Annotated in this window: 11 protein-coding genes; 7 read left to right on the top strand and 4 right to left on the bottom strand. The window is 52.2% G+C overall.

What is annotated here, in order from left to right:
• The first annotated feature begins 22 nt into the window (after nt 1-22).
• The gene (gene recJ, locus KIH39_RS13350) at nt 23-1,786 is read left to right on the top strand and encodes a single-stranded-DNA-specific exonuclease RecJ (protein ID WP_246539292.1); all 1,764 of its coding nucleotides are present in this window, start codon (nt 23-25) and stop codon (nt 1,784-1,786) included.
• Nucleotides 1,787-1,881: 95 nt separating this feature from the next.
• Nucleotides 1,882-2,019 (top strand): hypothetical protein, encoded by a 138-nt coding sequence (locus KIH39_RS13345; protein ID WP_213493738.1) that lies wholly within the window; start codon nt 1,882-1,884, stop codon nt 2,017-2,019.
• Nucleotides 2,020-2,076: 57 nt separating this feature from the next.
• Here the strand turns inward: KIH39_RS13345 and KIH39_RS13340 are convergent, their stop codons facing one another.
• Entirely contained in the window at nt 2,077-2,565 is a 489-nt protein-coding gene (locus KIH39_RS13340) for an NYN domain-containing protein (protein ID WP_213493737.1), read from the bottom strand.
• Nucleotides 2,566-2,851: 286 nt separating this feature from the next.
• Here KIH39_RS13340 and rplX point away from each other — a divergent pair, with 286 nt between their 5' ends.
• From rplX to KIH39_RS13315, 5 genes are all read left to right on the top strand, one after another.
• The gene (gene rplX / locus KIH39_RS13335; RefSeq protein ID WP_213493736.1) at nt 2,852-3,199 is read left to right on the top strand and encodes a 50S ribosomal protein L24; all 348 of its coding nucleotides are present in this window, start codon (nt 2,852-2,854) and stop codon (nt 3,197-3,199) included.
• Between the two features lie 8 nt (nt 3,200-3,207).
• Nucleotides 3,208-3,621 carry an NIPSNAP family protein gene (locus KIH39_RS13330; protein WP_213493735.1) on the top strand — a complete coding sequence of 138 codons (414 nt, stop codon included), beginning with the start codon at nt 3,208-3,210 and terminating at the stop codon, nt 3,619-3,621.
• Between the two features lie 37 nt (nt 3,622-3,658).
• Nucleotides 3,659-4,033 (top strand): 30S ribosomal protein S12, encoded by a 375-nt coding sequence (gene rpsL, locus KIH39_RS13325; RefSeq protein WP_213493734.1) that lies wholly within the window; start codon nt 3,659-3,661, stop codon nt 4,031-4,033.
• 126 nt (nt 4,034-4,159) lie between these two features.
• A complete protein-coding gene (rpsG, locus tag KIH39_RS13320) occupies nt 4,160-4,630 on the top strand; it encodes a 30S ribosomal protein S7 (protein WP_213493733.1) in 471 nt (156 codons plus the stop codon).
• A gap of 129 nt (nt 4,631-4,759) precedes the next feature.
• Nucleotides 4,760-5,929: a sialidase family protein gene (locus KIH39_RS13315; RefSeq protein WP_213493732.1), complete on the top strand. Its 1,170-nt coding sequence runs from the start codon at nt 4,760-4,762 to the stop codon at nt 5,927-5,929.
• Nucleotides 5,930-5,982: 53 nt separating this feature from the next.
• Here KIH39_RS13315 and KIH39_RS13310 read toward each other — a convergent pair whose 3' ends face one another.
• From KIH39_RS13310 to KIH39_RS13300, 3 genes are all read right to left on the bottom strand, one after another.
• Nucleotides 5,983-8,748 carry a M16 family metallopeptidase gene (locus KIH39_RS13310; RefSeq protein ID WP_246539291.1) on the bottom strand — a complete coding sequence of 922 codons (2,766 nt, stop codon included), beginning with the start codon at nt 8,746-8,748 and terminating at the stop codon, nt 5,983-5,985.
• Nucleotides 8,749-8,936: 188 nt separating this feature from the next.
• Complete coding sequence (gene thrS, locus KIH39_RS13305) at nt 8,937-11,195, bottom strand: threonine--tRNA ligase (protein ID WP_213493731.1); 2,259 nt, start codon at nt 11,193-11,195, stop codon at nt 8,937-8,939.
• 141 nt (nt 11,196-11,336) lie between these two features.
• Nucleotides 11,337-14,030: a hybrid sensor histidine kinase/response regulator gene (locus tag KIH39_RS13300; protein WP_213493730.1), complete on the bottom strand. Its 2,694-nt coding sequence runs from the start codon at nt 14,028-14,030 to the stop codon at nt 11,337-11,339.
• Nucleotides 14,031-14,136: the final 106 nt, after the last annotated feature.

Below are 14,136 nucleotides of genomic sequence, written 5' to 3'. Positions count from 1 at the left end.
TCAGCATGTTTGGGAGAACATTTTGTCCGTAGTTCGCAAAATATGGCACCTTCATCAATTCGATGCTGAGAAAGTCCAATTTCTCGCTCGGGAAGCGAATGTTCCAGCCGTGGTGGCCCAAATCCTTTTCAACCGAGGCGTCCGCCAGCCAGCGGAAGTGCGTAGATTTCTGGACGCTCCTCTAAATGGCCTGCATGCCCCCGAATCTCTTCCCGGAGTACCCGAAGCCGTTGAACTGCTTTATGAGACCATCGAAAAGAAACATAAAATCTGCATCTATGGCGACTACGATGTGGACGGTGTGACAGGTACTTCCATCCTGTACCGTCTACTGACAATTCTGAAGACTCCCGTTCAGTTCCACGTTCCGCATCGGCTGGAAGAAGGTTATGGACTTAATGAAGGGGCGCTGCAAAAAATCGCCGAAGATGGCTGCAAACTGGTGGTGACGGTCGACTGCGGAATTGCCAGCATCCAGGAAGCCGAAACGGCCCGAAAGCTCGGCCTGAAATTGATCATCACCGATCATCACGAGATGAAAAGTGTACTTCCCTCCGCGGATGTACTGGTTCATCCTCGATTGCCCGATACTCACTACCCTTTCGACGGCCTCTCCGGGGCAGGTGTCGCCTTCAAACTTGCCTGGGCGCTGGCCAAGAAGGTTTCCGGCGGAGAACGGGTCTCGGCCGAATTGCGAGAATTTCTTCTGGATGCGGTGTTGCTGGCAACATTGGGATTGATTGCCGATGTGGTTCCGCTACTCGACGAAAACCGAATTCTGGTGAAACATGGCCTGATCCGCATGAAGGACAAGCCTTTTCTCGGATTGAAAGCATTAATCGATAGCGCCAATAAAGATAAAGAGCCGAATTTCAAAGCTGAGGAAGTCGCCTTCAAGCTCGCCCCGCGAATGAACGCGGCCGGGCGATTAGGGTGTGCCCGGCTGGTAGTCGAGATGTTGACAACGGACGTACCGATCAAAGCGCACGAAGTCGCAGCCTTTCTGGAATCGCAGAATCATCAGCGGCAAACGCTGGAAAAGAAGATCACTCAGCATGCCAAGGAGATGCTGGCCGAGGTGGACCTGGCTCACTTTCCCGCGGCCGTGTTAGCCCATGCGGAGTGGCACCCGGGTGTCATCGGGATTGTGGCCAGCCGGATAGTGGAGCATATCGGACGGCCCTCCTTGATGATTGCCATTAAAGAGGGACAGCCTCTGGCTACTGGTTCCGGGCGATCTATCCCCGGGTTTGAACTTCATAAGGCTTTGAAAGCTTGCGAAGTCGATCTGGTCGCGCACGGCGGACATGCCATGGCTGTGGGGCTGAAAATCGAGCCGAAAAAGATTGAGGATTTTCGAAAGAGATTCACGGATTATGCCGGAGAGCATTTTCCACAAGGGGTACCGCCTGCTCCTCGACTGAACATTGATGCAGAAGTGCCCCTCTCCTCACTGACTCCGCAACTTCTCAGGGATTTAGATAAACTCGAGCCGTTCGGTAGCCAGAATAGCAAGCCCCGATTTCTGGCGGGGGGTATCAAGATTGTCGGCGAACCAAAAAAAATGGGCCAGACGGGCACGCACCTGAATCTCTTCGTTCAGCAAGGCAATACCAAAATGCGAGCTGTCGGCTGGGGAATGGCCGATCGAATTGAAGAATTGATGTCGGCGGGGGGCGATTGCTGTTTGGTTTTCGAGCCTAAAATCAATACCTGGAACGGGATGAGTAAAATAGAACTAGAGATTCGCGATCTCCGGCCGGGTGCGAATGTAGAACTCTCATAAAAAGTTCCTGATTTTAACAATTTTTCCGGTTTTTTGTTCCATATTTAGTTGTGCCACAATTTGTACCCCTGTTTCATCAAAAAAGGAAATAGGACATGCTTTTCGCGAATGTGATTAATAAGTCGTATGAGTACGTTTACTCGCAGTACGGCTGGTTCGGCGTGATGTTTGCTTTGATGGGCTTGGCCTTTGGAATCATGGCCAGTTACACAATTTGGGATCGCCGCAGGTAAGTTACGGATCCCTATACCCTAATCCACCAAGTGAGAGACCGTAAGTGGCTTTTTGGCTTACGGTAAGTGCTTTTTCAGGGTGAAGATTTTTGCCAGTTGATTCAATTCCAACTCGCTCATCACCTCTGGCTTGTCGTTCAAATTTGCAGGTTCGATTTTCGGTTTCGGGGCGGTCGGAGACTGCAGCCAATCTAAAAATTTATCGCAGTTCCAAGCCATGTTCCCCGTGCTTTTGGCGGAATGAATGACTTGTCGATCGTTGGAAACGACAGTCCACTTCTCCGAATTCCCACGAATCAGATATTCTTCGATCCATTGATCCGCGCTGATTCCCTTGGCGATGATCACATGAGGGCTGCTTTCAATGGGTACAGTTTTCAGGCGGCTCATTTTTTGAGCATCGAAAACGACTTTCCATTCCACAAAATTGGGAATCGTTTCTCTCAGCCAGTCGACAAATCGCTCCCGATTAGCCTGCCAGGACCGGGAACGGTCGGCCAGACCATAGTGGTACAACAAGTTGTAGCCATCGATGAGGAATCGCATGGAATTATTTTAGGACGCTTTCGTCCAACTTGTTGCAAACATTTTGAGGGAAGAGGTTTAGAATCCGTTTCGTTGAGTGCGTCCTTTAATGCTTTATCAGCAGAAAAAAATTAGAATCGGTTTATGATTGTTGCGGATTTTTCACCGTCGAGTTCCAGCAGAACGAGATGCGATTCCTGGAAAAAGCGGGCTCGAAAAACTCCCGCATTTTTCACTTAAAGGTCTATGCGAGCCCGTTTGGCGCAATATATTGTTTAGTTCCGATAGATAATGATTAGGTGATGCCATGAACATACGAACTAACGATCTGGTACAGGTTATCAGTGGCGACGATAAGGGAAAACGGGGCAAGGTTGTTCGCGTGAACCGCAAGACCAATCAGGTCGTCGTTCAGGGCGTTAACCTGGTTTGGAAGCACGTGAAGCCCAATCGACGTAATCCCCAGGGCGGTCGCCTTTCGATGGAAATGCCCGTCGATGTTTCCAAGGTCGCCTATGTGGATCCAGTAAGCGACAAGCCGACTCGGGTGGCCGTTCGCTTTCTCCCGGATGGTACCAAGGAACTGTATGCCAAGAAGAGTGGTGCTACCATTCGCGTCCTGGCGAAGGCTGATCCCAAGTACGCCAAGAAGTAAGGTGATGTATGCGTGCACTCGCGCTGCTGGCTCTATTATTACTCGTCTCGACGGTTTCGGCTGTGAACGATAAGCAAGAAGATAAAGCGAACCGCGTTTTCGAGCTGCGGATTTATTATGCCGCTCCCGGAAAGATGGACGATCTGAACGCCCGTTTTCGCGATCACACCTGCAAGCTCTTTGAAAAGCACGGCATGACTTTGATTGGTTTCTGGACCGAAACCAATCCCAAAGACAAAGTCGAGAAGTTGATCTACGTTCTTGGCTATCCCAGCAAAGAAGCAGCGGATAAGTCCTGGAAAGCCTTCCGGGATGATCCCGTTTGGAATAAAGCCCGCGAAGCTTCGGAAAAGAACGGTAAGCTGGTCGACAAAGTCGAAAGCTATTACATGAAGCCAACAGACTACAGTGCCATTAAATAAGGGCGGCTGAATTACCGTCCCACGAAGGATCTGATATATGCCGACGATTAATCAACTGGTTCGCAAACCTCGTGTGGTGCAGAAGTCCAAGCCGAAGCACCCCGCCATGCAGGGTTGTCCGCAGAAGCGCGGCGTTTGCCTGCAGGTTAAGACCATGACGCCGAAGAAGCCGAACTCGGCTCTGCGTAAGGTGGCCCGCGTTCGTCTCAGCAACCAGATTGAAGTTACCGCTTACATTCCCGGCGAAGGCCACAACCTTCAGGAACACTCGATCGTTCTCGTTCGCGGCGGTCGCGTCCGCGACTTGCCCGGCGTTCGCTATCACATCGTCCGTGGTGTCTTGGACAGCCAGGGCGTTTCGGATCGTAAGCAAGCTCGTTCCAAGTACGGCGCCAAGAAGGAAGGCAAGTAAGCCTACTGCCGTAAGACCTTTATTTTAGCCAATGTCCGGGAGGGCGGGATTTCCAAGCGGAATTCCTTTATTCCGGACTAACGGTGAGTCTCTAAGGCTCCCGCCACCCTCGTTTCAGGAAAGATCATGGCCAAGAAGAGAACCGCTTCCAAAAAAATGCTGAAGCCCGATGTCCGCTTCGGCTCCGACCTCGTTAGCAAATTCATCAATTGCATGATGTACGACGGTAAGAAAGCTACCGCCACCCGCATCTTCTACAACGCGATGGACCAGATTCAATCGAAGATGAAGGATATCTCTCCGGTGGATGTCTTCCTTCAAGCCGTTGAGAATGTCAAGCCGACCGTCGAAGTTCGTTCCCGCCGCGTGGGGGGTGCTAACTATCAGATTCCCATGCCGGTGAAGAAAGATCGCCAGCAGAGTCTGTCGATCCGCTGGATCCTCGGCGCCTGCCGCGGCAAAACAGGCCGAGCGATGTACCTTCGCCTCGCCGATGAATTGATGGCTGCTTATCGCCGTGAAGGTGAGGCCATGAGCAAACGGGAACAGACCATCAAGATGGCTGACGCCAACAAGGCCTTCAGCCACTTCGCCTAAACAGTTCGACGCGATATCGCTTCAAAATTCCAAGCGTAGCTGCTTCATCCCGGGATGGCAGCTACGCTTTTTTCGTAAACTGATAAGACACGCCAAAGTTGTATCTCCAACTTCGCCCCGGAATCTATCATGTTTCGATTCGGCTTGGGATCCCTTCTCTTATTGGCGGTCACTCACTGTAGCCGGGCCGTGGAACCTGAATTTTTCGAAGTCTTCCGCTCCGAAAGCGAAGGCTACAAATCGATTCGCATTCCCTCGATTATTCTGGCTCCCGACGGGACTTTGCTCGCCTTCGCGGAAGGGCGTCAGGCCGAGCGGGATCAGGCGAACAATAAGCTGGTTCTGAAGAAGAGCTTGGATTCTGGCCGGACCTGGTCGGCATTGAAAACGATTGCGGATGGCGGAGATCGATCTCTGAATAATCCCTGTTGCGTTGTGGAAGCGAAAACGGGCACCCTGTTTCTGATCTATCAGTCCTACCCGGCGGGGCAGGCGGAATATAGTGCCAAACTCGGCGCCGGTTTCGAAGGAGATAATGTCGTCCGCAATTTTCTGATCCAGAGCCAGGATTCGGGGAAGACCTGGTCGAAGCCCGTGGATGTGACTCGTCAGACCAAACGTACTGATAACGTATTAACAATGGCTAGCGGACCAGGAATTGGCATTCAACTCCGACACGGCCAACATGCGGGCCGGTTGCTGTTTCCCTTTAACGACCGCGTCGGCATGCTTTGGAGTATCTATGCCGTTTATAGCGACGATCTGGGAAAGACCTGGCAATGCGGTGAAATCGCACCGGAAGGCATCAAAACCGATGCCCAGGGAAAGAAGCTCAGTCTCGTAAACGAAGCTCAGTTCGCGGAACTCAGTGATGGCTCGATTCGATTTAATGTTCGCCGGGTGGGAGGAACGGGGCTGCGAAAAACGAGCGTCAGTTCCGATGGCGGCAAAAACTGGTCTGCAGTGAAGGATGTCCCCGAACAGAAAGATCCCACCTGCAATGCTTCCATCATAAGGTACACCGATCCGGCCGACGGAAAAAAGAGTCGATTGCTTTTCTGCGGCCCGCAATCCAAAAAACGAGAAAACGGCAAGATGTTTCTGAGCTACGACGAAGGAAAGACCTGGCCGGTGCAAAAGGTTCTTACCAAGGATTTCTTCGCTTACGCCGTTCTGGTCGGTTTATCTGATGGATCGATTGGTTGCCTGTACGAGGCGGAAAACTACAAGCGCATGATGTTCGCCCGATTCACGCTGCAATGGCTGACGGACAATAAGGATCATTTCGATGGTCAATAAAAAAATCGGCTGGGGATCCAGCCGATTGGTTTGATAAGGGGTGGGATTCCGAATTACTTCTGATCTTTGAAATCCCCCGCACGGATAATCACGATCTTCTTGGGATCGATGTGTCGTAGAAACGCGGCACGCACCTCATCGGGAGAAAGATTGTTAATCTTTTTCTCCATCTCGCTGATGTGAGAGAAGCTTCGGCCCAGCTGAAGATTCGTCGTAATCTGGCTGGCGATGCCGGCATCTGATGTCCGACTTGCCTTCTGCGATTCCAGATAAGCTCGCTGGGCATCGCTCAGTTCCGATTGCGAAGGACCATTTTTCAGAAACTCGGTGAGTTCTTCCTCGACCGCTTTTTCCACTTTTTGGATGTTGGCCGGGTTGGTGATCGCATTAATCGTGAAGCTGGCGGCATTGTCTCGCGGATTTGCATTCAAGGAAGAAGTCACTCCGTAGGACAGGCCTTCTTTCTGACGAATGCGATTGCCTAACCGCGACGAGAGCGTGCCACCGCCGAACATGTAGTTGCCGATTCGCATCGCGGCGTAGTCTGGATCGCCTTCTTTCATCGGGAAGGCCAAACCGGCCATAAACACGGCATTGGCCTTATCCGGTGTGACGATATCTTCATGGTTGGCCATCATATTCTTGGGAGCAGTTCTCTCGATTCGTCGCACGGGAACTTCCGATTTCCAATCTTTCAGAATCTCTTTGATCTGTGTGAGAGTCTTTTCGGGATCGAAATCGCCGACAATTCCCAGTTCGCCGTGACCGGCCCCGATCTGAGTTTTGTAAAGCGTCTGAATCTGATCGAGGGTGGTGTCTTCGAGCCGTTTGATGGCTTCGTCCATTGTGGGGACGTACCGAATGTCATCTGGGGGGTAGGGGGACATTGCCCGCTGCAATTTGTTGCCCGCCAGCGCTGCCGGATCCGTTCGATTATTCTGCTGCATCAGAATGCCCCGGCGTTTCATCGTGTCGAATTCTTCATCGGGGAACGAGGGTTCCCGCAAAATTTCACCGAGCAGAGTGATGGCCTGCGGTAAAGTCGATTTTTTAGCTTCCACGCTGAAGGTCAATTGCCCTGGTGTGCCACCTGGGCCCGCGCCCCCGCGTCCGCCCCCAGGGCGACGACCGCCACCGCCGCCCATACCGGCGCTGATGCGAATCCCGAGTCGATCGAGTTCTTCGCGCAGCGATTCGCGATCATGTTTTTTCGTTCCGGCCATCATCATATTCGGGAGCATGCCGGCCGCGCCGACAAATGGCCGCAAGGATTCTTCATTCCCGTAATGAAGAGTCAGAACCAGCGAAACCGATTCTCCTCGATTTTTCTTTGCGAGCATACCAACTTTCAGACCATCCAGTTCAACAATCTTCGTACGGGTATCGAGATTTTCCGGCGTAGGATCGAAGACCTCCCCGGCCTCGGTGACGGCACCCCCCTTATAATCCTTGACGACATCTTTGAGATTCGGGGAAGCGGGGACGGAGATTCTGTTCGGTTTGTCCTGTGGGATGTATACGCCGACGGTTCGATTCTGACGCTGGAAATAGGCCTTGGCAACGCGATTGACATCCTCTGCAGTCACGGCGGCCAGGCGGTCTCGCTGGATGAACAGAAGTCGCCAATCACCTAACGCAGAAGCCGAACTCAAAGATTGCGACATGGCCACGGCGTCTGTGAAACGACGTTCGTCACCCCGTTTAACGCGTACCTTGGCCCTCTCCACCTCGTCCGAGGTAAAAGCTTCCTTCCCCAGATTCTCCATGACTTGAATGAGTGTGTCGCGAACATCATCTAGTTTGGCGGGTTCGGCTTGAGCAGCGACCATGAAAAGTCCGGGGTCATGCATGTTGCTCGCGTTGGCAAATACGCCGGAAGATTTCTTCGATTCAACCAGTGCCTTATAGAGCCGTCCGTTGGGTTGCTGCGAGATGATATTTCCCAGGAGATTCAGAGGAGCCCAATCGGCATGGGAAGCCGCCGGCATGTGATAGGCGATCCCGACCGAGCCGACGGTTCCAACGCGACGAAGGGTGACCGAGCGTTCACCGTCCTGAGCCGGTTCTTCCGTGTAGGTGTCACTGAGAACCCGTTTCGGTTTGGGAATCGATCCCAAGTATTTCTGTACCAACGCCAAAGCATTGGCTTCTTCGAACTTGCCGGTGATAATCAGCACGACGTTGTCTGGCTGGTAAAACTTTTTGTAGAAGGCCTGCAGATTTTCGATGGGTACCCGTTCGATATCCGAGCGGTTGCCAATGGTGGATTTGCCGTAATTGTGCCATTCGTAAGCGGCGGCGTGGATCTTCTGATTCAGGATCCCTCCCGGGTTATTCTCGCCCCGTTCGAATTCGTTTCGAACCACAGTCATTTCCGAGATCAAATCCTCCCTGCGGACGAAACTGTTCACCAGTCGGTCCGATTCGAGTTGGATCCCGAATTCCAGATTCTCATCGCTGGCGGGCATGGTCTCGAAGTAGTTAGTGCGGTCTTCATTCGTAGTGCCGTTGAAATTCGCACCGTGGTCCTGAATGGCCTTCGGAACATTTCGGAAGGTGGGGGTTCCTTTGAAAACCATGTGCTCAAGTAGATGAGCCATGCCGGTTTCGCCGTAGCCTTCATGTCGGGAACCGACGAGTACGGTCATGTTTATGGTTATGTTGGGACGACTATTTTCAGGGTAGAGCAGAACTCGAGCCCCATTGGAGAGCTTGTATTCCGTCACTCCCTCAACCGAAGCCATTTTTTGCGGGGCATCCTGTGCTGAAATGGGTTGCGAGAAGAGTATCGCTACGAGAAGAGCCGTCATTCGAATCATGGTATGCCTCAAAATAAGCGGATCTGCTGGCGATTCAGGCCAGTCGACTGAATGAGTTGAATATGAGTCTAAGCGATTGACTGGGATTCAGCTAGTGGATTCCTCGGCGAAAAATCCGAAGAATCTCAATTTTAATTTTTTCGGGAATCAGCGAACGAAGAACATTATTTATTCAAGTAGCCAGGCGATTATTCGCCGAACTTTGCCGCACCATCGGTCAAGCCGGCGGTGGCCGTGCTGACGTTTCGAACTCGCTTCTCCTCGATCTCACTCTTGAATCGCGATAAGAGATCGGCGACGGCCAGTGCTCCAATATCCCGCTGTTTGATATCCGGAATCGATTCATCCCGGAGGCTGACCGTATTGGAATTTTGTTCTTTTTCTCCAATGATCAGCAGGTAGGGAATTTTCTCCAGGGAACCGTCTCGAATCTTCGAACCAATCTTTTCCGGCCGGTAATCGCCGGTCACTCGAATCCCTGCTGCCTTCAGTTGAGTTTCGATGCCCCTGGCGTAGTCGATGAACTTGTCGGAGACCGTCACAATTCTTGCCTGTTCGGGGGCCAGCCAAAGAGGGAAGGACCCGGCGAAGTGCTCGATCAGAATGCCGGTGAACCGTTCCATGCTGCCGAACGGGGCCCGGTGCAGCATAACCGGTCGGTGTCTCTGGTTGTCCGCTCCGATATATTCCAGGTCGAAGCGGTTCGGGAGATTGTAATCCAGTTGCACGGTGCCGAGCTGCCACTCGCGTCCGATGCAATCCCGCACAATGAAGTCGATCTTCGGGCCGTAAAAAGCGGCTTCCCCAACCCCGATGACGTAGTTCAGATCGGTCGATTTGACGATGTCCAGCAGGGTTTTTTCGGCTTTATCCCAAAGCTCAGGGGCACCGACATATTTGCTGCTGGCCGGATCCCGCACGCTCACGCGAACGCGATAATCGGTAAGATTCAGAGTCCGAAGGATGAACAGCACCAGTTCCAATTCGCTGCGTAATTCGGCTTCCACCTGCTCGGGAGTGACAAACAGATGCGCATCGTCCTGGGTGAAACCGCGTACTCGAGTCATCCCGCCGAGTTCACCCGATTGCTCGAAGCGATAGACGGTACCGAACTCCGCCAATTTGATCGGCAGATCGCGATAACTCTTGGGCCCGGCCTTATAGATCTGAATGTGATGAGGGCAATTCATCGGCTTGAGCAGATAGCCTTCCTGACCACTCATCCAGTTCTTAAGAGAATGTTTCTTCGCTTCCTCATCCTTCGCTTCCCGGTAATCGAGCAGCAGGGTTCGCATATCGAGCGAGATCTGGCTCCAGGTATAACGAGGATAATCATCGGCCCCTTCCGGAAATTCGCCCCGGCTCAGCGCCTCCACTAATTTCAGGAAAGATTCCTCTCTCTCCGGGAGGAGTTTACCTTTCTCCAATAGGGTGTACCAGGTATCGACCGTCTGCACGACCGGATTGAAATAGATCGGCGGAAACTGGGCGTCCGCATAGTAGGGAAAGTGTCCGGAGGTGCGGTATAAGTTCAGGTTGCCGATATGAGGAGTGTAAACCGGCGAATAACCCCGTTTCACCAGTTCTTCCCGAATGAAAGTTTCGAGCAGGTGTCGAACGGTCGCGCCTTTGGGCATCCAGAGAATCAGACCCTGGCCGGCCTGTTGCGAAATGGTGAATAGCTTCAGTTGCTTGCCTAGCAACCGATGATCTCGTTTCTTGGCTTCTTCTATTTGCAGGAGGTAAGCATCGAGTTCCTTCTGGGTGAAGAACGCGGTGCCATAGAGTCGTTGTAATTGTTTGCGACTGGCGTCATTTTTCCAGTAAGCCCCGGCAATACTCAAAAGTTTGAATGCCCCGATTTTCCCGGCGTGGGGAATGTGCGGGCCCCGACAGAGATCGATGAATTCTCCCTGCCGATAGAAGCTGATGGAGGGGTATTTTTTCAGTTCTTCATCGATGTGCTCGACCTTGAGTCGCTGTTTCAGATCGGCTACCAGACCTCGTCCTTCCGGTATACTTCGTTCGAAGCGTTCGAAGGGTTCGGCCTGTTTGACGATGGCTTTCATTTCCGCTTCGATTTTCGGAAAATCGGCCTCAGTGATCGGAGTAGGCGAGTCAATGTCGTAATAGAAGCCGTTTTCGATGGTCGGCCCGAACGCCAGTTGAGTTCCGGGAAAGAGTCGCATCACGGCGCGGGCCATCACGTGAGCGCAACTATGTCGCAAAACGTCCAGCGATTCCCGGTCCTTGTCGGTTAGCAGTTGGAAGGTTATCGGTTGATCGGAAGCCTCGATTTCGCGCTCCAGATCTACGATCGCACCATTCACCTTGGCGGCGATGGCGGCTTGAGCGAGTCGCTTACCAATCCCTTCGGCGATTTCCCGAGGACGGGTACCTGGATTCACTTGACGGGTCGAACCATCGGGAAGTTGCAGAGTCAGCATGACAGGAATCTCCTTTCGACGCGATAGTACGCCCCTACAACGGGCGTGCATCCGCCGAGATTGAATGTCTTCAGGTATCGTATAGTGAGCGGACCGGAAAGGGATGGGTTCGCCAAAAGTCAGGTACCTGACTTCGATTGCTTAAATGGAGACTTCTTCAAGGCTGGGAGTTTTTTCATCCAGAGTCGCTCGAACTTTATGGGCCAACAGCGGCGGGGAAAAGGGTTTTTGTAAAAAGGCAAATTCCGCTTCGCGGACGCCGTGCCGCAGCAGGGCATCATCGGTGTAGCCCGAGAGAAATAACACGAGACAATCGGGTCGAATCGAGAGGATTTTCTCCGCGAGTTCCCGGCCCCCCAGATAAGGCATCACGACATCGGAAATCAGAAGATCGATATTCCCTAAATGGGTTCGAGCGATCTCGAGTGCAACATTACCATTTGGAGCGTCCAGTACGGTATAGCCGCACGTTCGCAAAATGTGCTTGGCCAAGATACGAACCGCATCCTCATCTTCGACGAGCAGAATGGTTTCGGTGCCGCGAGGCAGCTTTCCGTTACTAATAATGGATTTTCTGTTCCAGCCCGAGGATTCCACCTTGGGAAAATAGATTTTGAAAGTCGTACCTTTTCCGACGGCCGTGGAAACGGTGATATAACCGCCAGATTGGCTGGCGATTCCATGAACCGTGGACAAACCCAGTCCGGTGCCTTTGCCGAGACCTTTGGTCGTAAAAAAGGGCTCGAAGATTCGAGTGAGTGTGTCGTCATCGATGCCCATTCCCGTATCCTGGACGCTCAAGCAGATATAATCTCCCGGCGGTATCGAGGAAGTTCCCGGAGCGTTGTTTTCGAGGACATTTTCAGAACTGGTGCGAATGGTCAACAGCCCACCCCGGGGCATCGCGTCCTGGGCATTTACCGAGAGATTGATGATGATCTGTTCAATTTGAACCGGGTCGAGCTTGGTACAGCCGAGAGAAGGATCCTTAATAATATCGAGAATGACATCTTCTCCGATCAACCGCCGGAGCAATTTCTCACTCTCAAATAGTACATCGTTCAAGTTCAAAATCTTGGGCTCGAGAACCTGCTGCCGGCTGAACGCCAGAAGCTGCCGGGTTAATCCGCCGGCTCGTTCACCCGCTTTATGGATTTCTGCGAGTAAATCCCGCATCGGATCTTCGGGTCGCAATTTTTCGATCAGGAGATCGCTATAGCCGTTAATCACAGTCAGCAAATTATTGAAGTCATGGGCCACTCCGCCGGCTAAACGGCCGATCGCTTCCATTTTCAGGGCTTGCCGAAGTTGTTCTTCGAGTTTACGGCGTTCGGTAATATCCGTCTGCACGCCTATGAAATTCGTAACTCGGCCCGCCTCATCCCGAATGGGGCTAATGAATACCGCGTTCCAGAACGCCGTGCCATCCTTGCGATAGTTCAAAATTTCGATGTTGCAGGACGTTTGGGATTTAATGGTTTGACGCATGACGGCCACACTGGCCGGGTCGGTATCTTTACCCTGCAGAAACCGGCAGTTTCGTCCGAGTGCCTCCTGAAGGCTAAAACCGGTCAGCCTTTCAAAGGCCGGGCTTACATAAGTGATCGGATTTTCCGGGAGAGTGTTATCGGTAATCAGGATTCCCTGCGTCGAAGCAGAAACGGCCCGTCCCAGCGAGATTAGCTCCTCCTGCATCTTAATCTGATCAGTCAGATCGATCGCCACTCCGCCTACGAGTTCCCGATCCGTTCGAATCGGGAATTTGTAGACGAGAAATTCCCCCTTGCTGCCATCCGCACGAATTCCGGTATGCAAAGATTTGAATGGCCGATTGCCCAGATCCGTATGTGGGAGATTTTGAGAATTGAAGCAAGTACTGACTTCCGGAAACTGTTTGGCAAATCCATTGCCAATTAAGTCGCCATCGGAGACCTGAAAAAGTTTGCGACAACCTTCGCTCACGAATACAACTCGTCCCTGCGTATCGGTAATCCACGCCGCCATGGGAATGTAATTCATGAAGGTGCGAAACAACTCCTCGCTGGCGAATAGAGCTTTTTCAGCTTTTTTGCGGGCGGTTATGTCCCGTGTGATGGATACCAGAGAAATGATTTTGTTGGAGGAATCGCGTAGGGGGCTGCAATGCGTTTCAAAAATCAATCGGTTGCCGCGCAGACTGTTGGTTTCGTATTCGAGAGTAACCGATTCTCCGGAAAACCCTCTTCGAAGCATTTCACGATAGCGCTCCCGATCTTCCGGGACGATCAATGGGAAAACACACAGGTTCAAAACTTGCTTTGCGGAGTCGGCCTCGATCATGGCCACGCCGGCCGGATTAATCTGAAGGACAATTCCATTCTCGTCCAGGCACTTCACGCATTCCGGTTCCGAGTCGAGAATAGTGCGTATTTTCAGTTCGCTCTCGCGAAGCGAACTTTCGATCTGGCGTCGTTGCGAAATATCGGAGATCAGAAAAATGAGATATTCTCTGTCCGATTGGAAAAGTTCCGCCCGAATTTCGGCTGGGAACGAACTTCCGTCTTTTCGGCGCCTCTCGAATTCCTGAAAGAATGACTCGCCTTCGCGGAGCCGCGCGGCCATCATCTCAAAACCAAGCGTCGTGTGCTCGAAAGCTAAAGGAGTTTGGGGGGGACTACTGAGATATTCCAGCTTCGAATAGCCGTGCATATCGCAAATTGGACGGTTGACGTCTACCAACTTGCCGGTGGCTAAGTCGTATATTTCTATACCCTCACTGACGCAATCGAAAAGTCTGCCCCAGATGTTGGATCGAATGATCGTCGGAGGTTGGACTTCGGCTGCAATAGAATACATAGCTTCAACTCGTGGGTGCAACATGGGGTTGAGCTTTAATCGGGTACTTGAAAAAAAGCGCTTGGAATGCTCCCCTAACCGGACTCTGTGACTTCCTGCAAATATA

It is taken from the genome of Telmatocola sphagniphila (genome assembly GCF_018398935.1).
Classification (GTDB): Bacteria; Planctomycetota; Planctomycetia; order Gemmatales; family Gemmataceae; genus Telmatocola; species Telmatocola sphagniphila.
The sequence above is the reverse complement of the archived record's forward strand: the minus strand, read 5'-3'. Positions and strand labels throughout refer to the sequence as shown.